This is a genomic window from Haloferax litoreum (assembly GCF_009674605.1).
GTDB classification, from domain to species: Archaea; Halobacteriota; Halobacteria; order Halobacteriales; family Haloferacaceae; genus Haloferax; species Haloferax litoreum.
In genome coordinates this window covers 179,447-199,049 of record NZ_WKJO01000001.1, presented here as the reverse complement: position 1 = coordinate 199,049, position 19,603 = coordinate 179,447, and the positions used below count along the sequence as shown (strand labels likewise).

Genomic DNA, 19,603 nt, shown 5'->3' with positions numbered 1-19,603 from the left:
CCTACCGAAGACGAACCGATGTTCGGCTACCCGAAACCCGGACGTATGTCACGAACCATCACGTCTTCTTTGCGGATTTGAAAACAATTTTTCTTTCTACAAAAGGCACCGGGGGTGAATGCGCAAGCATTATGGGCGATACTCCCCAGGGTTCGAGTACGAGGCAACGAACCAACGATGGCAACTCTCGAGATCAAGAACCTCCACGCACGTGTCGCGGAGGAAGACGGTGAGCAGATTCTGCGAGGTGTCGACCTGGAAGTCAAATCCGGCGAGATCCACGCACTGATGGGTCCCAACGGGTCCGGCAAGTCTACGACTTCTAAAATCATCGCCGGCCACCCCGCCTACGAGGTAACCGACGGCGAAATCCTCCTCCACCTGGAAGAGGGCGACTTCGGTGACGTCGACATTCCGGACGACGCCCGCACGTGGAACCTTCTGGAACTGGAACCGAACGAGCGCGCCGCGCTCGGTATCTTCCTCGGCTTCCAGTACCCCGCGGAAATCGAAGGCGTCACCATGACGAACTTCCTCCGCACCGCGCTCAACGCGAAACTCGACGAGCGCGAAGAACTCCTCTTCGGCGATGACGAGGAAGAAGAAGAAGAGGACGTCGGCTACGACACCTCCCCGATGGAGGGGAACGTCGACGACGGCGAAATCGGCGTCGCCGAGTTCCAGAAGCTCCTCAAGGAGAAGATGGACCTCCTCGACATGGACGAGAAGTTCATGCAGCGCTACCTCAACGCCGGGTTCTCCGGCGGTGAGAAGAAACAGAACGAGGTTCTGCAGGCAGCAATCCTCGAACCGTCCATCGCAGTGCTCGACGAGATCGACTCCGGTCTCGACATCGACCGCCTGCAGGACGTCTCGAAGGGTATCAACGCGCTCCGCGACGAGCAGGGCACGGGTATCCTCCAGATTACGCACTACCAGCGTATCCTCGAATACGTCGAACCCGACCACGTCCACATCATGCTGGACGGAAAGGTCGTCAAGAGCGGCGACGCGTCCCTCGCGTCCGAACTCGAAGACAAGGGGTACGACTGGGTCCGCGAGGAAGTCTACGAGGCCGCGTAAACCAACCTACACACCATGAGTTCCGACCAAGACCACCTAAAAGAGACAGACACGGAAGCTCGCTTCGAGTTCAAGAAGGAGCAGAAGGCCGCGTTCGCGGCCGAGAAGGGTCTCACCGAAGAGACCATCCGCGTCATCTCGGAAGACAAAGACGAGCCCGAATGGATGCTGGAGCGCCGCCTTCGCGCGCTCAAGCAGTACCAGAAGATGCCGATGCCGACCGACTGGCCCGGCCAGCCAGACCTCTCCAAGGTCGACGTGGACGAAATCGTCCCGTACATCCGCCCGGACGTCGAAGTCCGCGGCGGTGTCGACGACTGGCGTGACCTGCCGGACGACATCAAAGACACCTTCGACAAACTGGGTATCCCGGAAGCCGAGAAGAACGCCCTCTCGGGTGTCGGTGCCCAGTACGAGTCCGAAGTCGTCTACCAGAACATGCAGGAGCGCTGGGAGGAGAAGGGCGTCGTCTTCATGAACATGGACCAGGCGGTCCAAGAGCACGAAGACATCGTCAAGGAGTACTTCATGACGAAGTGTGTTCCCCCGAGCGACAACAAGTTCGCCGCGCTCCACGGCGCAATCTGGTCCGGCGGGTCGTTCGTCTACGTCCCCGAGGACACGACGGTCGACATGCCGGTGCAGGCGTACTTCCGCATGAACTCCGAGGGGATGGGCCAGTTCGAACACACGCTCATCGTCGCGGAGAAGGGCTCCGAAGTCCACTACATCGAGGGCTGTTCGGCACCCAAATACTCCGCGTTCAACCTTCACTCCGGCGGCGTCGAAGTGTTCGTCGGCGAGGACGCACACGTGCAGTATTCGACCGTCCAGAACTGGTCGAAGAACACGTACAACCTCAACACGAAGCGTGCCATCGTCGAGAAGAACGGGCGCATGGAGTGGATTTCGGGCTCGATGGGCTCGAAGGCCACCATGCTCTACCCCGCGTCCATCCTGAAGGGCCGCGGCGCGTCCGACAACCACATCACCATCGCCTTCGCGGGTGAAGGCCAGAACATCGACACCGGTGCGAAGGTCTACCACAACGCCCCGGACACGAAGTCGACCATCGAGTCGAAGTCCATCTCGAAAGATGGCGGCCGCACCAACTACCGCGGCCTCGTCCACATCGCCAACGGCGCGACCAACTCCTCGACGGCAGTCGAGTGTGACGCGCTGATGTTCGACAACGAGTCCACTTCGGACACGATGCCGTACATGGAGATTAACGAGTCTACCGTGGACGTCGCTCACGAGGCGACCGTCGGGAAGATTGGCGACGAGGACATCTTCTACCTCCAGTCGCGCGGTCTCGACGACGACGACGCAAAGCAGATGATCGTCTCCGGGTTCATCGAACCCATCACGGAGGAACTGCCCATCGAGTACGCAGTCGAACTCAACCGACTCGTCGAACTCGAGATGGAGGGTAGCCTCGGATAACCAATGAGTGCGCAACTTCCCGCCAACCTGTCTGAACAGACAGTACGAGAGATTTCGGACGCACGGGACGAGCCAGAGTGGCTTCTCGAGGCCCGACTCGAGGCCCTCGAAGCACTCGACACGCTCGAACTCCCCGACGTCATCCAGACGCCGGGCCGCCGATGGACGAACCTCGAAGCCCTCGACTTCGAGTCGCTCGTCGACCCGCTGAACCAGTCCGACGAGACGACCCGCGAGGCACCCGACGACGTCGTCGTCCTCCCCTTCACGGAGGCACTCGACGAGTACGGTGACCTCATCGAGGAGCGCTTCGGTTCCGTCCTCGACCTCGAGACGAACTACCTCACGGCGCTGTCTGCGGCGCTGTTCACCACGGGTACGTTCATCTACGTCCCAGAAGACGTGAACGCCGAAGACGTGAAGATTCGCGCCGAGATGAACTCTCGGTCGCTCTTCAGTCACACGCTCGTCGTGACCGAGAAGTCCTCGTCGGTCACCATCCTCGAAGGCACCGAGTCCGGTGACGCCGACGTGGAGGGTGAGCGGTACTTCTCGAACCTCGTCGAAATCGACGCGGGCGAGAACTCGTACGTCCAGTACGGGTCGCTCCAGAACCTCGACGAAGACACCTACACGTACTCGCTCAAGCGCGGCGACGCCGGTACCTACTCGACCATCAACTGGATCGAGGGGAACCTCGGGTCGCGCCTCACCCGTAGCGACGTCGAGACCGAACTCAACGGCGACGCTTCGGAGACGAAAATCGTCGGCGCGTTCTTCGGTCACAACGAGCAGCACCTCGACGTCAACGCTCGTGTCTGGCACAAAGCCGAGAACACGACCGCAGACCTCGTGACCCGTGGCGTCCTCGACGACCGCGCACGCTCGGTCTACGAAGGTGTCCAGGACGTCGGCCGCGACGCGTGGAGTACGAACTCCTACCAGCGTGAGAACACGCTGATGCTCTCGGACGAGTCCGAAGCAGACGCGTCGCCGAAGCTCATCATCAACAACCACGACACCGAAGCGTCGCACGCCGCGACGGTCGGACAGGTGGACAAAGAGGACCTCTTCTACATGGCCTCTCGGTCCATCCCCGAGCAGACGGCACGCAACATGCTCGTGGAGGGCTTCTTCGTGCCAGTCCTCGAAGAGATAGAGGTCGACGAGTTCCGCGAGGACCTCGAAGAACTCATCGCCGCGCGTCTGAAGTAGACGCGCTGGACTTCTCGCGGCTTTCTTCTCAGTTCGTCTAGGGAACCCGTCTGATTCGTTTCGTGTTCGGCGTCGACCGTCTGTGTTGGCGTGATACTCCCGAAACTCGGTTAGTCAGGGAAGTGTCTACCTGTTAGTATTTTTCTCTACAGCGAGCGTACTCGTTGCATTCGGAGACGTACAATGTCCAACAACACAGGAGAGCCATTCCGATACGACGCCGAGGTACGCCCCGGCGAGAAGCGACACATCATGTACGAGGTCGGCGAGTCCTTCCTCGGAGACCCGATAGAGATTCCGGTGACCATCATCAACGGTGTCAACGAGGGACCGCGGGTGTTCGTCAGCGCCGCGATGCACGGCGACGAAGTCAACGGGGTGAAAGTCGTCCAAGAAGTGGCAGACCGCTACGACCCACAGGAACTGTCTGGGACCATCGTGTGCCTGCACGTCCTCAACGTGCCGGGCTACCGGTCACACCTGCGGTACTTGCCAATCTACGACCGCGACCTAAACCGGTCGTTCCCCGGGTCGGAGAACGGAAACGAGGGGAAGCGGATTGCCAAGGTTATCTACGACCGCTTCATCTCCCAGTGCGACATCGGCGTGGACTTCCACACGTCGACGCGGGACAAAGTGACCATCTTCCACACGCGAGCGGACATGAGCGACCCTGCAGTGGCCGAGGTGGCGAACGCTTTCCTGTCGAGCGTCGTCCTCGACGGGGCTGGGTCTGAGGGGATGATGCGCCGGGTGGCGTCCGAAAACGGCATTCCAACCATCACCATCGAGATGGGAGAGGCACACCGCTACCAACCGGCGATGGTCGACCTCGCGCTCGAAAACCTGCACAATCTCTTCGCTTACTTCGGCGTGATAGACGACGAGTTCGAGAGTGAACCACCGTGGCAACGCATCGTCGGGTCGAAAGAGAAGAAGTGGATTCGGGCGACTGCAGGCGGGTGGGTCGACATGGACTGGGGACCGTACCCAATCGTCGAAGAGGGAAAGTCGGTCTGTACCATCTCCGACCACTTCAAGCGCGAAGAACACGTCGTCGTAGCATCCTTTACCGGACTCGTCATCGGGATGGCCGCAAATCCGATAACCGTCCCCGGGCAGATAGTCGCGCACGTCGTCTCGATAGACGAGGACGACCGAAAGATAATCGAGGAGATAGTCGACGAGCAAGGATACAGCAGAATCGGCACCTACCACTGGATGGGTCGGCGCGTAACGCCGAAAGAAGACTTGAGACGGTCCACGGACGAGCCGACGACGCCAGATGAGCCTGAGACGACCGAATCGGAACCCGAAAGGGGAACCGCTTAAGTTCGTCACAGACTCACCTGTGAGTATGACTCAGTTGGTATCGCACGCGAACGGAGGGTTTCGCCGGTGAGCGTCGGGTATCAGGTCACCTCTGACCACCAACTCGCGCGGTTGCTCCAAATCGGAATCGTCCTCGAAGAAGTCGTGGAAGCACGTGCTTACCATCACCACGAAGAACTCGACGAGGACGAACTCGACGAGGAGATTCGTGACCTCCTGTCACACGCCGCCGAAGAGTCGGCCGACCACAGAGAGCGACTCGAACGAATCATCGACCGATTAGACGTCGAGAGCGTGCCGTTCGAAGAGATTGAGGCACTCGTCGAAGCGCAGTACGGCCAGACAAAGCCCGAAGACTTCGACGGCGTCCTCTACGACCAACTCTGTAACGAAGAGACGGCCTACAAGTTCTACGACGACGTCATCGAGGCTATCGAGGCGAGTGACGCACAGTTCACCATCGACCGCGAGGAACTCGTCGCGACGCTCGCTGCGATTCGCGACGAAGAAGCCGAGGGCGTGGAGAAAGTGACGCAAATCATGGAAGAGCGCGAGTGACACGATGAACACCGCAGACCAATACGTCAAGGCGATTTACCTGTTGCAAGAGATGGAAAACGGCCCGGCCGCGACGGGTGCGCTCGCTGACATGATGGACGTGAGTCCGGCGAGTGCCAACGAGATGATTGGAAAACTCGAATCCCGTGGCCTCGCCGAACACGAGAAGTACAAGGGTGTCACGCTGACGGACGAGGGAATCATCCGCGCCCGCGATGCGCTCCAGACGTACTGCATCATCGAACGATTCCTCTCGAACGTCCTCGACGTCGAGGAGTTCCGCGCCGAGGCCCGCGAACTCGAACCGGTCATCGACGACATGATTGCGGGCCGGCTCGACACCATCATCGACCGAAACTCGGAGTGTCCCGACTGTTTCGACCCCGAAGCCGACGCGTGTGAGTTTCTCGACGTGTGCGGCACAGAGGCGGAGACAGAGACAGAAGTCGCCGACTGATTCTACAGAAATACGAGACGGATACCTCGGGGATTGCCCCGAGGCCGTTCAGGTGACTATGCACGCGATTCGTCGAGCGTGTCGAGGTCACTGCCGATACCGCGGGCGAGTGCCAACAGGAAGTTCATTCCACGCTGGACCTCCGGGTCGCGAAGTTGCCGAACCATACCGATGGTTCCGGTACGCTTCGGCGGTTCGCTACCTGCTTCGCCCATGCCGCGTAGCATCGTCTGGATAGCGCGGACGGTGTCGGGGTCACTCGCCGTGTCGGCGACTTCCCCGAGCGAACTCCCGGTCTTGGCCAACTTCACCACCATCTCGTCGTCCAGTGCGGACGTGGCGAGGGTGATAGCGTCGGCCGCCTGCGTGAGTTCGTCGAGTGTGCCATCCCGTTCGAGGCGGATGAGCTTCTCGAGAGCACTCTCGAGCTCGCCCGCGTTCTCACCGACTTCGCCCGCGAGGTGGGACATCTCTCGGGTGGCGAGGCCGTCTGCCGACTCCATCAGCAACGACGAGGTACCGGCGAGTTTGGTCACCATCTCGTCGTCCATGGCGGACGTGGCGAGCGACGTCGCGTCGAGGAGTTCGTTCAGCAGCCCTACTCGCTCGACGAACGCGACGACTTCGTCGGGGTGTTCGGCGATAGCCGCTTCGAGTGCGTCGCGCGCCTCGTCGGCAGTCTTCACTTCGTCGGACACCTCAGACTCTGCCGCAGTCGTCTCCTCGTCGCTCACGGTGGTCTCTTCGCGTTCTGTCTCTGTCGTCTCGGTGGATGAATCACTCATCGTGTCACCTCAGATGAGACCTCTGGCGGTGAGCCAGTACGATTCGTTGTACGCGAGTTTGCTCCAGTGGAGCAATTGTGATGGCTCGCGGACCACTGGTTCGTCGCCGTATCCGAACTCGACGAACGTCGCTTCGTCCATCCCACTCTCGATGAAGCAGATGGTCTTGCCGTCGTACGTCTCGGTGGGGACGAGGCCGCGGACGCGACTGGCGAGGCGGCCGGCGACAGTTCCGGCCGCGTAGTGGGCGACGCTCCCAGCCTTCGAGGTGGGGAGGGCGGCCACGTCACCGATAGCGTACACGTCGTCGGCGTTCGTCGCTTCGAGCGTGTTCTTGTCGACTTCGACCCAGCCATCGTCGCCGAGGCCCGCGTCGGACACGAGTTCGCTGCCCGTGTGTGGCGGGATGGCGACGAGGAGGTCGTAGTCGAGTTCGGTCCCCTCCATCGTCTTGACGACGTTCGCCTCAGGGTCGATTTCTTCGGCGTTGAAGAACGTCTCTAGGTTGATGTCACGTTCGTCGAAGAGTTCGGTCGCCCAGTCGGCGATGGACTGGATACCGTGTGCCCGCATGATGGGGTACGTGTAGGTAATCTCGACCTGGTCGCGGATGCCGCGTTCGCGGAACCACGCGTCGGCCATCAACACGAACTCGACAGGTGCCGCAGGGCACATGTGCGGGACGCCGATGACAGACAGGACGACGTGGCCTTCGGTGAAGCCAGCGAGGGCGTCACGAAGCTTCTCGGCACCGTTGGGGCCGTAGAAGTGGTGGCCTCCCTCTTTGAGGCCGGGAACTTCGTCTGGGTCCAGGTTGGCACCCATCGCGAGGACGAGGTGGTCGTAGTCGAGTCCACCCTCGTCGTTCGCCAGCGTCAGGTGTTTGTTCTCGGTGTCGATTCCGGTGACGCGGTCGATGAGGAGGTTCGCGTGCCGGAGGTCGACGAGGTCGGACAGCGGACGACGCGCCTCGTGCATCGTCTTCTTTCCGAAGGCGACGTAGAGGAACGCCGGCTTGTACGTCTGTTCCGGCGTGTCGTTGACCAGCGTCACTTCGACGTCACCGGCGTCGATTTCGTGGGCGAGTTCGTCGGTGAGTCGATTGGTGAGGACGGTTCCGCCCGTGCCGCCACCGACGATTACAATTCGTTCTGTCATAGTGAGTGTGGATAATGTTGGATGCTTCGGCCGTGAGGCCGCGCGTCGCGGGTGTTACTTCGTGGTCTCGATGAAGACAGACCAGTAGCCCTCGTCTTCGTGTTCGACGACGTCCAGCGTCTCGTGGCCGGCCTTGTCGACCCACTCGGGGACGTCGTGGCTGGACGAACTGTCGGTCGTCAGGAGTTCGACGACGGTGCCGGGTTCGAGTTTCTTTACTTTGCCGATGAGGTCCATGAGGGGACCGGGGCAGGTCGCTCCGCGGGAGTCGACGGTCACGTCGGGTTGGATTGATTCGCTCATTGTCGTGGGTTGTGTTGGGTTGTGGTGGTTGGATGGCGATTCGCCGGTGGTATTCGGTCGCTCAGGACAGTGTTTAGACGAATATCACCTGCTTGTCTTCTGCGTGGGACAGGAAGCCCGAGACGCCGAGCACGTCGTCGAAGACTTCGTGGTAGTCGTCGAGGGTTTTACCGAGCATGTCCATGGACAGTTCACACGCGTAGACGCTGAGCGGGCCGAGTTCTTTCGCCTGCGCGATGTTCTCGTAGAACATCGCCATCTCCATCCCTTCGGCTTGCATCATCGCCTGGCCGACTTCGCCCATCTCGTAGTCCATCGACGCGATGCGCTCTTTATCGAACGCTTCAAGACCGCCCATGGTTGCGAAGATGTCCACCGGGACCTCCGATGCAGCGGCGATTGCTGCGATGTTGCCAACGGCCTGGAGCCGTTCGAGACGTGCGGATTCGAGTACAATTGCGTAGCCAGTCATGGGTGGTTCACAGGTGAGTGTAGGACTCGTGAGGGGATATGATTGCACAGAGATTCCAAGACCGTGGGAATGTGTCGTATTATTAAGGGGTCGTCCGACGAACATCGTCCTTCGGTGTCTGGTCTCGGTGCTTGGTAGCAACTGGCCCGCTCACGTCCACCGAATTTGGTGGGTGACGACCCGACGCGAAAAGTAAGCTTATTGTGTCGCCGTCGCGCTACCTGCATATACGAAGTGCAGTCCCATGGTGGTGAGCAATCTCGGAGAGGTTGCGAGTTACGTGGGGCGAGCTGAGTGCAGTCCCATGGTGTAGTGGCCAATCATAGCGGCCTTTGGAGCCGTTGACGGCGGTTCGAATCCGCCTGGGACTATTTTGCGAACGATAGTGAGCAAATAGTCACAACTGGATTCGAATCATGGAGCGAGCGGAGTGAGCGACCGAGGTTCGAATCCGCCTAGAACTATCTTCTCACGAACGCAAGAAAGTGAGAGAAATCCCTCGCGGAACCCAGTTTCTGAGTAGTCGTGACGGCGTACACGTCACGCCAGAACAATGCTTTCACACTCGCCCGTGCTATTGTGTGACATGAGATTTGTCGACCCTGCCGACATCGACTCAGTGGCGGTCGAACCCGACTACTGCCATCGGTGCGGGACCGAAGTCGGGACCAGCGTGTTCGAAGGCGACGAGTATCCGTGGTGTCCAGCGTGTGACCTCGTTCTGTCTCGGAGTCCCGTGCCGGGCGTCCACGTCGTCGTCCACGACGACAGCGACGTTCTCGTGCTCGACGAACCGATACCACAGCACGAGGGCGTGTTGAGTCTCCCGGGTGGACACGCAAAGTCCGACGAGGGTCCGAAAGAGGCAGTCGTTCGTGAACTCGAAGAAGAGACTGGCCTTCGTGCAGACCCAACCGACCTCCGGTTCGTGACTATCCTACACGCCGAGAAACCACGGGTAGCCTTCTACCTGATTACGTACGCCGTCGACCGGTCGGCGGTGTCCGGCGAATTGAACACAGAGTTCGACGGATTCGACGCGGGGTTTAGACCACTCGCTGAAATCGAGGCGTCACCCGACCGAATCCGGGCGTCCGACCTCGACCGTATCCAGATGGCGTTCGAGGGGTAGACCAGTCGACGTGGACCATCTGGGTATCTCACCGCGGCACCTCCGAGTGATTTTTATCGATTCACAATGACAGACGTGTAAGGTGTCGCTTCTCCACCCGCTTTCGGCCTTTCGCCACCTCTCGTTTACGTTTCACTATGCGCTCGTTCGCGCCAACTATCAGCGGCGACTCCTCGCGACGAAGAAACACGTCGGACAGACCTCGTTTCGGAGTTTCGAACTGTACAACAGACACGGAAACGACGTGCTCCTCGAAGCACTCCTGTTGTACCTCCGTGACGGAGACGTCGTCGTCGACGTGGGTGCCAACACCGGGACGTACACGCTCGCGGCGGCGGCCAAAGCACCGAACGTCGAAGTCGTCGCCGTGGAACCGAACGCGGACGTTGCCGCACAGTTGCGAGCGAACGTCGAGGTCAACGGGTTCGAAGACCGAATCGACGTGTTAGAGTGCGGACTCGGCGACTCGGACGAAGCCTGTTGTTTCCACGTCTCCAGTTACGACGAGTTGGGGTCGTTTTCCCCCGACCACGCGAGTGCGTGGACGGCACGCGTCGTCGACACGGAAGAGGTTCCGATGCGTCGTCTCGACTCACTCGTCGACGACGGTGAGGTCCCGCCACCGGACCACCTGAAGATAGACGTCGAAGGATTCGGACTGAACGTCCTCGACGGTGCGGAGTCGGTCCTCGAAGCGCACCGTCCGAAAGTCTACTTCGAGGTCCACGACGCGCGCGGCGAGCACGACGAATCGGCGGCGAAAGAACTCCTCAGAGACTACGGCTACGACATCGTCCCCGTCCGAGACGGGTGGGTTTGTGAGCCGACTGACTGAGCGAGCGGCTTACCCGACGTAAAACGCGTCGGTACCGTGGTCGTCGCGCCACGCGAACGCGAAGAGACGGTCCACGGTGAGCGAGATGACTTCGTCGTCGTCGGGGCCGTCGTACGTCTCGGTGAACGTGGGGTCGTCCACGCTCGGGATTGCATCTCTCGGAATGACCTGACGGACGTTCATTCGAGTACGAAGTCGATGCGTTCGTGTGAACTCCCCTGTGTCGTGCGTCCAGTGAGCACGACCGTTCCGATTTTGCCTGTCGATTCGACGTGTGTCCCTGCGCAGGCAGTCCGGTCGAAGGGGTCGTCTTCGTCGCCGATTTCGACGATTCTGACTTCTCGAATCGAGTCGGGAAGGAGGTGGAGTCGGGTGCGCTCGGGGTCGAGCGTCGCTTCTGCCTCGTCTCTATCGAGGGTGTACCACCGAACGGGAAGGCCGGATTCGACGAGGTCGTTCAAGCGAGTCTCGATGGTCTGGAGGTCCCCGGCGTCGAATCGGTCGTAGGCGCAGTCGAGGTGGGCGTGGTCGGCGTAGAGTTGGTTGCCGGTCGTCTCGGCGTCGAATTCGTTCAACAGGACCGCAGAGAGGAGGTGTTGGGCCGTGTGGTAGCGCATGTGGGCGCGGCGACGGTCGGCGTCGATTTCGCCCGTCACCGTCGTCCCCGGTTCGGGTGCGTCACCGTCGACGACGTGCTCGATTCGGTCGCGCTTCACGACGTCGGTGACGACCCACTCGGTGTCGTCCCCCGAGAGCGTTCCCGTGTCGTTCGGTTGCCCGCCGCCCGTGGGGTAGAAGTACGTCTGGTCGAGGACGACGCGGTCGGTGCCGCGGACTGCTTCGACTGTCGCCTCGAAGGTGAGGCGAGTGGCGTCGTCGAGGTAGCGTGCGTCGGTCATGTCGTGTGCGATGCGAGGTGACGATTTAGCTGTGACCCTCCAGTCTGGCGACGAAATCGGAATGACAGTCACTGCCAATGGAGGCCGTCAGACGTGCCGAGTTCGGGCGACAACGGCGTTTCGGTGACTGAGGGTGTCGTAACGCCTAAGAGTGGAACGGTCCTCATTCTGAGTAATGAGAATACGTACTCGCCAACTCCCACTGGGGTGGTTCCGTGGGCGTTGAAATCAAAGAGTCGGCAGTCTCCGACGCGGAGTTCGAAGACATGAAGCGCTTCGTCTCGGACTATCTCTCCGCGAGCGTCGAGAACGAAGACGACGGTGGTCGGATGCGCTGGTACCCGTGGCACTCCGCGGAGTACCGCTTCAACCACATTCTCAACGTCGTCTCCCTCTCGACGGACATCGCCGAACGCGAAGGTGCAGACGTGGACGTGGTTCGCGTCGCATCGCTCTTTCACGACATCTCGAAGCTCGAAGCAGAACAGGAAATTCACGCCGAAGAGGGTGCTCGCGTCGCACGCGAGTTCCTCAAGACGCACGGAGACTACCCCGAGTCGTTCGTCGAACAGGTGTGTCAGGTCGTCGCCGACCACTCGTATCAGGGGTCGCTCGACGACGTCTCGCTGGAGACGCAGTGTCTCATCGAGGCGGACATCCTCGACAAAATCGGTGCCAACGGGACTGCGCTCATGCTCCTTCGGATGGGCTACGAGGCACGGACGCACATGGACGCCGCAGAGATGGTCGAACGTGTCTTCGAACGTGGTCGGGACGCCTCCCGCCGTCTCGAATCCGACAGAGCGCAGAGCATCGCACACCAGCGACTCAAGCGCGTCAAGTGGTTCCGCGAGTGGTTGGAAGACGAAGTCCCCGAGATGGAACACGGCGGCGAACTGAGTCCGTAACGCCAGTCGGCCACACACCTCTCACCGGTCTCTCTCGCGACGGCCTCGGCCGTCGATAGCGGCGTCTCTGTTTGTGCTGTCGGGCCGACCAGACCGGCCTCAGAGCGTGTCGAGGATAGACAGGACGCGTTCTTCGGCGTCTCGACCGGGGTCGTGTTCGGACCCATCTCGCTCGCTCGCTCGGTGGTCGTCGACCGACCGGCGCATCGCCTCGTCGACGGGAGTCGATTCCCACCCGAGACGCGCGAGTTTCTCCGTCGAGAGGACGTGCGGGTAGTCGCGGTAGAGGACGAAGTCGTCCATAGTCAGGCCAGACGCCGCGAGTTCGCGTTCGCCCGCGTGGACGACTTCCACGTCGGTTCCGGCGGCGTCGGCGATGACCTCGACCATCTCTTCGAGCGTCACGAGTCGCCGGTCGCCGACGTTGTACGCCTCGCCCGCCTCGCCCTCCTCGGCGACGACGCGCATCGCGCTGGCCACGTCTTCGACGTAAGCGCGGTGCCAGATGTTCGTGCCGTCGTCGGGGACGACGATTCGGTCGTAGTTCAGCACGCGGGCAATCCAGTAGTCGAGTCGCTCGGTGTAGTCGTGCGGGCCGTAGACGATACACGGTCTGACCGACATCGCGTCGATGCCGCGAGACGCCGCCTCGAAGACGACACGGTCACCTTCGGCCTTCCGTGGACCGTAACTCTTGTGGGAGTCGTCTGTCGCTTGTTCGTCCGTGCAGTCGCAGAGTTCCGTGACGCCCTCGCGCTTTGGAATCTCTTCGTTGCCGTAGGCGGCCCCGCTAGAGATGTAGACGTAGGCGTCGACGTCGGCGAAGATGTCCACTGCAGTGGCGACTTCGCGCGGTTTGTACGCCACGCAGTCGAAGACGGCGTCCGGTTCGACGGTCAGTTTCGCAGTGCGGAGGGCTTCGTCGTCGGTTCGGTCACCCTGAACGTGCTGGACGCGCGGGTCGTCGCTGAAGGGATTGTCGTGGTTCCCACGGTTGAAGATGGTCACGTCGTAGTCGTGGTCGAGGAGGTCCGAGACGAGGTGGCGGCCGATGAAGCGGGTGCCGCCGATGACGAGTGCGGTGTCCATGTCTGGGCCGAAGTGGTGCGCGGTGAAAAACGTGGGAGAACCGGCGGCGGTGGCCGGCGGTCGGTGAGAACGCGGTCACCCAGCGGTCACTGAGAGTTCGGCGACGACTCGTCGACGCGTTCGAGGACGACTCCGTCTTCGAACCCACCGCGTTCTGCCGTCTTCTCGGCGGCGAGTTCACGGACTGTGTCCCAGTCGCTCTCGCGCCGCGCGAGAATCGCGTCCACGACGGTGAACACGTCGGCGAGTTCTTCGACTGCCCCCGACTCGGCGAACTCTTCGGCTTCTTCGACCAGTTTCTCGCCGAGTCGACGGTCGAATTCGTCGGCGTCTGCGGTGTGTACCACAGGCGTCTCGCCGGACGCGCGGATTATCTCGGGGATGTCGTCGCGGACCAGTTTGTCGTACTTGCGGGGCATATCGGATGGTCTCGGTGGGGTGTGTTAAAAGGATTCGAGGCCGTCGATATCGTTCGGTGCCACCCGCCGGGCGTGTCGTGATGGTCTCAGGGGAGCATCGAAACGACCCGCTCCACGGTGGCACGCACGCCATCGCCGAGTGCTGTTAGCGCGCCACCGACCCGGAACTCCGCCGGGTCGATACCTAGTTCGCGAGAGACGAAGCCCGGCCGAGCATCGGTACCGACGACAGCGACGGTCCGCCCTCGGACCCTGACTTCGGTCGTTAACTCTGCTGTGGTCAATACACGGGCGACTTCCTCGAAGTCGACGTCGGCAGCACGGACGACCCGGAGCGCACTCCACGCCGTCGGTACTTCCACGAACAACCGGGTTCCAGTCGAATACACGGGCATCGACACGCCTGCAACGGTCAAGCTGAGGTCTTCCGTGTCCACCGACAGTGGCGCGACCAGATTACTCTCGGTCACGGGTGGTGACTCGGACAGTCCCGTCGAGTCGCCAGTGGGCGTGTTCGGCGTCCTCACCAGTGCCGCTCGGAACGTCGATAGCCATGTCGTCGAACGCGTAGGTAATCTCGGCGTTGCGTCCGGTGAGTCGGTCGTAGAGGCTAATCGCCAGGTCTGGCCACGTGGTCGTCTCGTCGATACGCCCTTCGGGAACTTCGGCGTCACTCATACACCACTGTATGGTGTGTCGATACTTATAGGCTAGTTGACGATTTCTAACCAATAGGTGAGTTGCGGGAATGGCCGGTCTATGGCAGCCTCTCCGATAGCACAGCGGAGGCGACGCTGCGTCGCCATCGGTCGTCGAAAAACGAGTCGAAGTCGACGTGTCGTTCAGTCGTCGCTCGTCGCAGCGCCGACCCTGTCGGCTTCGGTGTCGACGATTGCACCCGCCTTCGCGGGCAGTTCGGACCGAACGTCTTGCTGGGCGTCTTCGGCGATGACCTCGGCGTAGGCGTCGGGCATCACCTTCACGAAGTCGTCGAGCGCGTTCTGCCAGTCGTCCAGCAGTTCGGCGGCCCGGTCGGAGTCCGTGTACGCGTGGTGGTTCTCGACCAGACGCGTGAGCATCTTCTCGTCGGACTGGTCGAGGTGGTCTTCGAGCGTGACCATGCCAGTGTTCGTCTTCGCGGCGAACTCGTCGTCTGGGTCGTAGACGTAGGCGACACCGCCGGACATACCTGCGGCGAAGTTGCGGCCCGTCTCGCCGAGGACGGCGACGACACCACCGGTCATGTACTCACACCCGTGGTCGCCGACACCTTCCACGACGGCTTTCACGCCGGAGTTGCGGACGCCGAAGCGTTCGCCGGCGAGGCCGTTGACGTAACACTCGCCCTGCGTGGCGCCGTAGAGTGCGACGTTGCCGATGAGGATGTTCTCGTCCGCGGCGTAGTTGGCTTCGGCAGGCGTCTGGACGATGACACGGCCACCAGAGAGACCCTTGCCGACGTAGTCGTTCGCGGCCCCAGTGAGGCGCATCGTGACACCCTTCGCGAGGAATCCACCGAACGTCTGGCCGGCGATGCCGGAGAACTCACAGCGGATGGTGTCGTCCGACAGACCAGCGCCACCGTGGGCGTTCGAGATACGGTTCGAGAGCATCGCACCGACGGCGCGGTCGACGTTCGAGAGTTCGCGGCGGATGACGACGGGTTCGCCGTCGTCGATAGCGCTACTCGCTTCGTCGATGAGTTTGTGGTCGACGTGCGTGTCCACGTCTGCATGAACCTGGTCTTCGGTCTTCCGACGCGCGCCGGATTTGGGTTCCGCGAGAACCGCCGAGAGGTCGAGGTGTTTCGCCTTCTCGTGGTCCGTCTCGATTTGCCGGAGGAGTGACGGCCGACCAATCATCTCGTCGAGCGAGGTGAAGCCGAGTTCGGCCATAATCTCGCGGAGTTCCTGCGCGATGAACGTCATGTAGTTGATGACGTGGTCGGGTTGCCCGGGGAAGCGCCGACGCAGGTTCTCGTCCTGCGTGGCGACGCCGACTGGGCAGGTGTTCTCGTGGCACTGGCGGGCCATCACACAGCCAGACGTGACGAGTGAGGCCGTCCCGAAGACGTACTCTTCGCCGCCGAGGAGGGCAGCGACTGCCACGTCGCGACCGGTCTTCATACCGCCGTCGACGGACACGCGGATACGAGAGCGAAGTCCCGTCGCGCGGAGCATCTGGTTCGCTTCGGCGAGACCGAGTTCCCACGGGAGACCTGCGTTCTTGATGGACGTCTTCGGCGACGCACCGGTCCCGCCGTCGTAGCCAGAGATGTGTACGACGTCGGCCTTCGCCTTCGAGACGCCGGCGGCGATGGTGCCGATACCGGCCTCGGAGACGAGCTTGACGTTGATGTCGGCGTCGGGGTTGGCGGACTTCAGGTCGAAGATGAGTTGCTTCAGGTCCTCGATGGAGTAGATGTCGTGCAGTGGGGGCGGGGAGATGAGACCGACGCCCGGCGTCGCGTAGCGGACGTGCGCAATCATCTCGTTGACCTTCTTGCCGGGGAGGTGACCGCCCTCACCGGGCTTCGACCCCTGCGCCATCTTGATTTGAATCTCGTCGGCGGACGAGAGGTAGTGCGAGGTGACGCCGAAGCGACCGGAGGCCACCTGCTTGACGTTGCACTCCTTCTCGGTGCCGAAGCGCTCCGGCGGTTCGCCACCTTCACCGGAGTTGGACTTGCCGCCGATGCGGTTCATCGCGATGGAGTTGTTCTCGTGGGCCTCGGGTGAGAGACTCCCGAGGGACATCGCCGCCGTCGAGAAGCGCTTCACGATGGACTCGACAGACTCTACCTCGTCGATATCGACCGGTTCGCGGTCGGGGTCGAATTCGAGGAGGCCACGGAGCGTCAGCAGGTCCTCGGACTGGTCGTTGACCAACTCGGCGAACTCTTTGTACTTCTCGTAGTCGCCGGCGCGGACGGCCTGCTGGAGTGTCCCGACGGTCTGTGGGTTCCACCCGTGGTGGATGCCGCTGGAGCGGTTTTCGTACTCGCCTTGCCGTTCGAGTTTGGGGTCTGCGCCGAACGCGGCGGTGTGGCGGGTGAGCAGGTCCCCTTCGATGACGTCGAGGCCGATGCCTTCGGTGCGAATCTCGGTGCCTTCGAAGTATTCGGCGACGAAGTCGGAACTGAGGCCGACCGCTTCGAAGATTTGGGCACCGCGGTAACTTTCGACCGTCGAGATGCCCATCTTGGCCATCGTCTTGAGGAGGCCGTCTTCGAGGGCTTCGATGTACGCCTCGATTGCGGCCGCCTCGTCGGCACCGTCCGGGCCGGCGACGATGTCGCCGATGGTCTGGTACGCGAGGTACGGGTTCACCGCGCCCGCGCCGTATCCGACGAGCGTCGCGAGGTGGTGAACCTCGCGGGGGTCACCGGACTCGACGACGAGGCCGGCGCGGTTGCGCAGGCCGTTGCGGACGAGACTGTGGTGGACCGCGCCCGTCGCGAGGAGACTCGGGATGGCGACGCGGTCAGGGCCGACGTTCCGGTCGGAGAGGACGACGATGTCTGCGCCGTCTTCGATAGCTTCGGCGGCGTCGTCGCGTACCGATTCGATAGCGTCGCGGATGTCCTCGCCGCGTTCGTACGTGATGTCGACGACGGTGCTCGTCATGTCGCCGTCCATGTCCTTGATGGCGTCCGTCTGCGCGTCCGTGAGGACGGGCGAGTCGAGGACGAGTTGTCGCGCGTGGTCCTCGGACTCGTCGAGGAGGTTGCGCTGGAAGCCAAGCCGCGACTCCAGACTCGTCACCAACTTCTCGCGGATGTAGTCTATCGGCGGGTTCGACACCTGCGCGAACAGTTGCTTGAAGTAGGTGAACAGCGGTCGGTTGAACTCGGAGAGGACCGACAGCGGCGTGTCGTCACCCATCGACCCGACGGGGTCCTTCCCATCGCGGGCCATGGGTTCTATCATGTGATTGAGCTGGTCGTGCGTGTAGCCGAACGCCGCCTGCGTGGCGCGTAGTTGCTTGACGTTGCCGCGGGCGTTCGTGTCGGTGTGGTCGGCGATATCGTCGAGGTGACGCTGTTGTTCTTCGACCCACTCGCCGTACTTGTCGTCGGTGAGGGAGTCGAACACTTCGGCGTCGGGGATGACGCGCCCCTCGTCGGGGTCGGCCATGAAGATTTCACCGGGTCGAAGTCGCCCGCGCGACTCCAGTTCGGCGGGGTCGGTGTCGAGTGCGCCGACTTCGCTGGCGACGATGAGGCGTCCGTCCGTCGTCACTTCGTAGCGACACGGTCGGAGGCCGTTGCGGTCGAGGACCGCCGCGATGCGGTCACCGTCGGTTGCGGCGACGAGCGCGGGACCGTCCCACGGTTCGACCAGCGAGGCGTGGAAGTCGTACCAGTCGCGGCGCGACTGGTCCATCGCGTCGTCGTTACGGTACGCTTCGGGGATGAGCATTCGAAGGACGTGCGGGAGTTCGCGACCACTCTTGAGGAGCAGTTCGACGACGTTGTCGACGCTCGCGGTGTCGGACTGGTCGGCCTTCGTAATCGGCTTGAGCGTCTCGATATCGTCGCCGAACGCGGCGTTCTGAAGGTCCGTCTCACGCGCACGCATCCAGTTGACGTTGCCGCGGATGGTGTTTATCTCGCCGTTGTGGATGACCTGCCGGTACGGGTGGGCGAGGTGCCACGCGCCCAGCGTGTTGGTCGAGAATCGGGCGTGGACGAGGGCGAGTTCAGTCTCGAACCGTTCGTCGGCGAGGTCAGGGTAGTATTGGGGGAGTTGCTCGGCCGTGAGGAGTCCCTTGTAGACGAGGGTCTTGCGGTCCAGCGAGCAGACGTAGAAGCGACCGACACCGTCGAGAGTGAGGTTTGCAACGGCCTTCTCGGCGGCGCGGCGACCAACGTAGAGTGCTCGGTCGAACGCGTCTTCGTCCATCTCGTCTGCGGGTTCGACGAGCATCTGCCAGACGTCTGGTTCTGACTCCAGCGCGGTTGCGCCGAGCCCTGAGTTGTCCGTGGGTACGTCGCGCCAGTGGAAGACGTCGAGTCCGTGTTCTTCGAGCGAGTCTTCGACAACCGCCGAGACGCGTTCTCGGACGTCTTCGTCGGTTGGCATGAACACCGACCCGACGGCGTACAGGTCGGGCAGGTCACCGTCGACGACGGCGTCGAAGAAGGCGTCTGGACGCTGAAACAGGATGCCAGCGCCGTCGCCAGTGTTCTCCTCGGCCCCGGTGGTGCCGCGGTGTTCGAGGTTTTCGAGGAGTTCGAGACTGTCTGCGACGACTCGGTGCGAGGAGCCGTTTTCGAGGTCTACGACGGCCCCAACGCCGCAGTTCGAGCGCTCGTCCGTCGGGTCGGCCAACCCGCAACGAGCAGAGGGTGCGTCTATGTGTGGCTTGGTCATACCTCAGTAGATTCACTACCCCCATAAGCAACTTTTCCTGAAACCATAAGGGTGTTACAATATCATATAAGGATATATCGAGTGTTGGTATAGACACTAAACACATTTCGACGTGTGACGAAGAATATGAAAGACCG

19 protein-coding genes, 1 tRNA gene and 1 pseudogene are annotated in these 19,603 nt (G+C 61.8%); 10 read left to right on the top strand and 11 right to left on the bottom strand.

Annotation, left to right across the window (positions count from 1 at the left end; genetic code table 11):
• Window positions 1-177: 177 nt before the first annotated feature.
• From GJR96_RS01020 to GJR96_RS00995, 6 genes are all read left to right on the top strand, one after another.
• The gene (locus GJR96_RS01020; protein WP_151161183.1) at window positions 178-1,083 is read left to right on the top strand and encodes an ABC transporter ATP-binding protein; all 906 of its coding nucleotides are present in this window, start codon (window positions 178-180) and stop codon (window positions 1,081-1,083) included.
• A 15-nt stretch (window positions 1,084-1,098) separates the two neighbouring features.
• The gene (sufB, locus tag GJR96_RS01015; protein WP_151161181.1) at window positions 1,099-2,529 is read left to right on the top strand and encodes a Fe-S cluster assembly protein SufB; all 1,431 of its coding nucleotides are present in this window, start codon (window positions 1,099-1,101) and stop codon (window positions 2,527-2,529) included.
• Window positions 2,530-2,532: 3 nt separating this feature from the next.
• Window positions 2,533-3,744: a Fe-S cluster assembly protein SufD gene (gene sufD, locus GJR96_RS01010; RefSeq protein ID WP_151161179.1), complete on the top strand. Its 1,212-nt coding sequence runs from the start codon at window positions 2,533-2,535 to the stop codon at window positions 3,742-3,744.
• Between the two features lie 183 nt (window positions 3,745-3,927).
• On the top strand, window positions 3,928-5,076 hold the full coding sequence (locus GJR96_RS01005; protein WP_151161177.1) for a succinylglutamate desuccinylase/aspartoacylase family protein: 1,149 nt from the start codon (window positions 3,928-3,930) through the stop codon (window positions 5,074-5,076).
• A 66-nt stretch (window positions 5,077-5,142) separates the two neighbouring features.
• Window positions 5,143-5,634: a ferritin-like domain-containing protein gene (locus GJR96_RS01000; protein WP_151161176.1), complete on the top strand. Its 492-nt coding sequence runs from the start codon at window positions 5,143-5,145 to the stop codon at window positions 5,632-5,634.
• Window positions 5,635-5,638: 4 nt separating this feature from the next.
• Window positions 5,639-6,091 (top strand): metal-dependent transcriptional regulator, encoded by a 453-nt coding sequence (locus tag GJR96_RS00995; RefSeq protein WP_151161174.1) that lies wholly within the window; start codon window positions 5,639-5,641, stop codon window positions 6,089-6,091.
• A gap of 56 nt (window positions 6,092-6,147) precedes the next feature.
• On the opposite strand, the gene GJR96_RS00990 is transcribed toward GJR96_RS00995, so the two are convergent.
• The 4 genes from GJR96_RS00990 to GJR96_RS00975 form a co-directional block, all read right to left on the bottom strand.
• Entirely contained in the window at window positions 6,148-6,876 is a 729-nt protein-coding gene (locus GJR96_RS00990; protein WP_151161172.1) for a DUF1641 domain-containing protein, read from the bottom strand.
• Window positions 6,877-6,885: 9 nt separating this feature from the next.
• On the bottom strand, window positions 6,886-8,034 hold the full coding sequence (locus tag GJR96_RS00985) for an NAD(P)/FAD-dependent oxidoreductase (protein ID WP_151161170.1): 1,149 nt from the start codon (window positions 8,032-8,034) through the stop codon (window positions 6,886-6,888).
• Between the two features lie 54 nt (window positions 8,035-8,088).
• Entirely contained in the window at window positions 8,089-8,337 is a 249-nt protein-coding gene (locus GJR96_RS00980) for a sulfurtransferase TusA family protein (RefSeq protein ID WP_058572829.1), read from the bottom strand.
• Between the two features lie 73 nt (window positions 8,338-8,410).
• Entirely contained in the window at window positions 8,411-8,809 is a 399-nt protein-coding gene (locus GJR96_RS00975) for a hypothetical protein (protein ID WP_151161169.1), read from the bottom strand.
• Window positions 8,810-9,107: 298 nt separating this feature from the next.
• Here GJR96_RS00975 and GJR96_RS00970 point away from each other — a divergent pair.
• From GJR96_RS00970 to GJR96_RS00960, 3 genes are all read left to right on the top strand, one after another.
• A tRNA-Gln gene (locus GJR96_RS00970) sits at window positions 9,108-9,180 on the top strand.
• A 215-nt stretch (window positions 9,181-9,395) separates the two neighbouring features.
• Complete coding sequence (locus tag GJR96_RS00965; RefSeq protein ID WP_191965788.1) at window positions 9,396-9,941, top strand: NUDIX hydrolase; 546 nt, start codon at window positions 9,396-9,398, stop codon at window positions 9,939-9,941.
• Window positions 9,942-10,023: 82 nt separating this feature from the next.
• Complete coding sequence (locus GJR96_RS00960; protein ID WP_151161165.1) at window positions 10,024-10,776, top strand: FkbM family methyltransferase; 753 nt, start codon at window positions 10,024-10,026, stop codon at window positions 10,774-10,776.
• 72 nt (window positions 10,777-10,848) lie between these two features.
• On the opposite strand, the pseudogene GJR96_RS18575 reads toward GJR96_RS00960, so the two are convergent.
• Both GJR96_RS18575 and GJR96_RS00950 read right to left on the bottom strand, forming a co-directional pair.
• Window positions 10,849-10,959 (bottom strand): annotated as a pseudogene (locus tag GJR96_RS18575) (DUF3179 domain-containing protein); the annotation flags it as partial.
• Complete coding sequence (locus GJR96_RS00950) at window positions 10,956-11,675, bottom strand: alanyl-tRNA editing protein (RefSeq protein WP_151161163.1); 720 nt, start codon at window positions 11,673-11,675, stop codon at window positions 10,956-10,958. The pseudogene GJR96_RS18575 and the gene GJR96_RS00950, both read right to left, overlap by 4 nt.
• A gap of 215 nt (window positions 11,676-11,890) precedes the next feature.
• Here GJR96_RS00950 and GJR96_RS00945 point away from each other — a divergent pair, with 215 nt between their 5' ends.
• The gene (locus tag GJR96_RS00945; protein WP_151161161.1) at window positions 11,891-12,583 is read left to right on the top strand and encodes an HD domain-containing protein; all 693 of its coding nucleotides are present in this window, start codon (window positions 11,891-11,893) and stop codon (window positions 12,581-12,583) included.
• A 99-nt stretch (window positions 12,584-12,682) separates the two neighbouring features.
• Here the strand turns inward: GJR96_RS00945 and GJR96_RS00940 are convergent, their stop codons facing one another.
• The 5 genes from GJR96_RS00940 to gltB form a co-directional block, all read right to left on the bottom strand.
• Entirely contained in the window at window positions 12,683-13,672 is a 990-nt protein-coding gene (locus GJR96_RS00940; protein ID WP_151161159.1) for an NAD-dependent epimerase/dehydratase family protein, read from the bottom strand.
• 86 nt (window positions 13,673-13,758) lie between these two features.
• Window positions 13,759-14,091, bottom strand: coding sequence for a nucleoside triphosphate pyrophosphohydrolase (locus tag GJR96_RS00935; RefSeq protein WP_151161158.1), 333 nt, complete (start codon window positions 14,089-14,091; stop codon window positions 13,759-13,761).
• Window positions 14,092-14,177: 86 nt separating this feature from the next.
• A complete protein-coding gene (locus GJR96_RS00930; protein WP_228717080.1) occupies window positions 14,178-14,486 on the bottom strand; it encodes a peptide ABC transporter ATP-binding protein in 309 nt (102 codons plus the stop codon).
• A gap of 61 nt (window positions 14,487-14,547) precedes the next feature.
• The gene (locus GJR96_RS00925) at window positions 14,548-14,769 is read right to left on the bottom strand and encodes a hypothetical protein (protein WP_151161155.1); all 222 of its coding nucleotides are present in this window, start codon (window positions 14,767-14,769) and stop codon (window positions 14,548-14,550) included.
• Window positions 14,770-14,933: 164 nt separating this feature from the next.
• Window positions 14,934-19,466, bottom strand: a complete 4,533-nt coding sequence (gene gltB / locus GJR96_RS00920; RefSeq protein ID WP_151161153.1) for a glutamate synthase large subunit — start codon at window positions 19,464-19,466, stop codon at window positions 14,934-14,936.
• Between the last annotated feature and the right edge of the window lie 137 nt (window positions 19,467-19,603).

Bases quoted from the DNA above. Each gene is read 5' to 3' on its own strand.
- gltB (WP_151161153.1), bottom strand. From the start codon at position 19,466: ATGACCAAGCCACACATAGACGCACCCTCTGCTCGTTGCGGGTTGGCC.
- GJR96_RS00980 (WP_058572829.1), bottom strand. From the start codon at position 8,337: ATGAGCGAATCAATCCAACCCGACGTGACCGTCGACTCCCGCGGAGCG.
- GJR96_RS01020 (WP_151161183.1), top strand. From the start codon at position 178: ATGGCAACTCTCGAGATCAAGAACCTCCACGCACGTGTCGCGGAGGAA.
- GJR96_RS00975 (WP_151161169.1), bottom strand. From the start codon at position 8,809: ATGACTGGCTACGCAATTGTACTCGAATCCGCACGTCTCGAACGGCTC.
- GJR96_RS00925 (WP_151161155.1), bottom strand. From the start codon at position 14,769: ATGAGTGACGCCGAAGTTCCCGAAGGGCGTATCGACGAGACGACCACG.
- sufD (WP_151161179.1), top strand. From the start codon at position 2,533: ATGAGTGCGCAACTTCCCGCCAACCTGTCTGAACAGACAGTACGAGAG.
- GJR96_RS00940 (WP_151161159.1), bottom strand. From the start codon at position 13,672: ATGGACACCGCACTCGTCATCGGCGGCACCCGCTTCATCGGCCGCCAC.
- GJR96_RS00985 (WP_151161170.1), bottom strand. From the start codon at position 8,034: ATGACAGAACGAATTGTAATCGTCGGTGGCGGCACGGGCGGAACCGTC.
- GJR96_RS00995 (WP_151161174.1), top strand. From the start codon at position 5,639: ATGAACACCGCAGACCAATACGTCAAGGCGATTTACCTGTTGCAAGAG.
- GJR96_RS01005 (WP_151161177.1), top strand. From the start codon at position 3,928: ATGTCCAACAACACAGGAGAGCCATTCCGATACGACGCCGAGGTACGC.
- GJR96_RS00935 (WP_151161158.1), bottom strand. From the start codon at position 14,091: ATGCCCCGCAAGTACGACAAACTGGTCCGCGACGACATCCCCGAGATA.
- sufB (WP_151161181.1), top strand. From the start codon at position 1,099: ATGAGTTCCGACCAAGACCACCTAAAAGAGACAGACACGGAAGCTCGC.
- GJR96_RS00990 (WP_151161172.1), bottom strand. From the start codon at position 6,876: ATGAGTGATTCATCCACCGAGACGACAGAGACAGAACGCGAAGAGACC.
- GJR96_RS00930 (WP_228717080.1), bottom strand. From the start codon at position 14,486: ATGCCCGTGTATTCGACTGGAACCCGGTTGTTCGTGGAAGTACCGACG.
- GJR96_RS00965 (WP_191965788.1), top strand. From the start codon at position 9,396: ATGAGATTTGTCGACCCTGCCGACATCGACTCAGTGGCGGTCGAACCC.
- GJR96_RS00950 (WP_151161163.1), bottom strand. From the start codon at position 11,675: ATGACCGACGCACGCTACCTCGACGACGCCACTCGCCTCACCTTCGAG.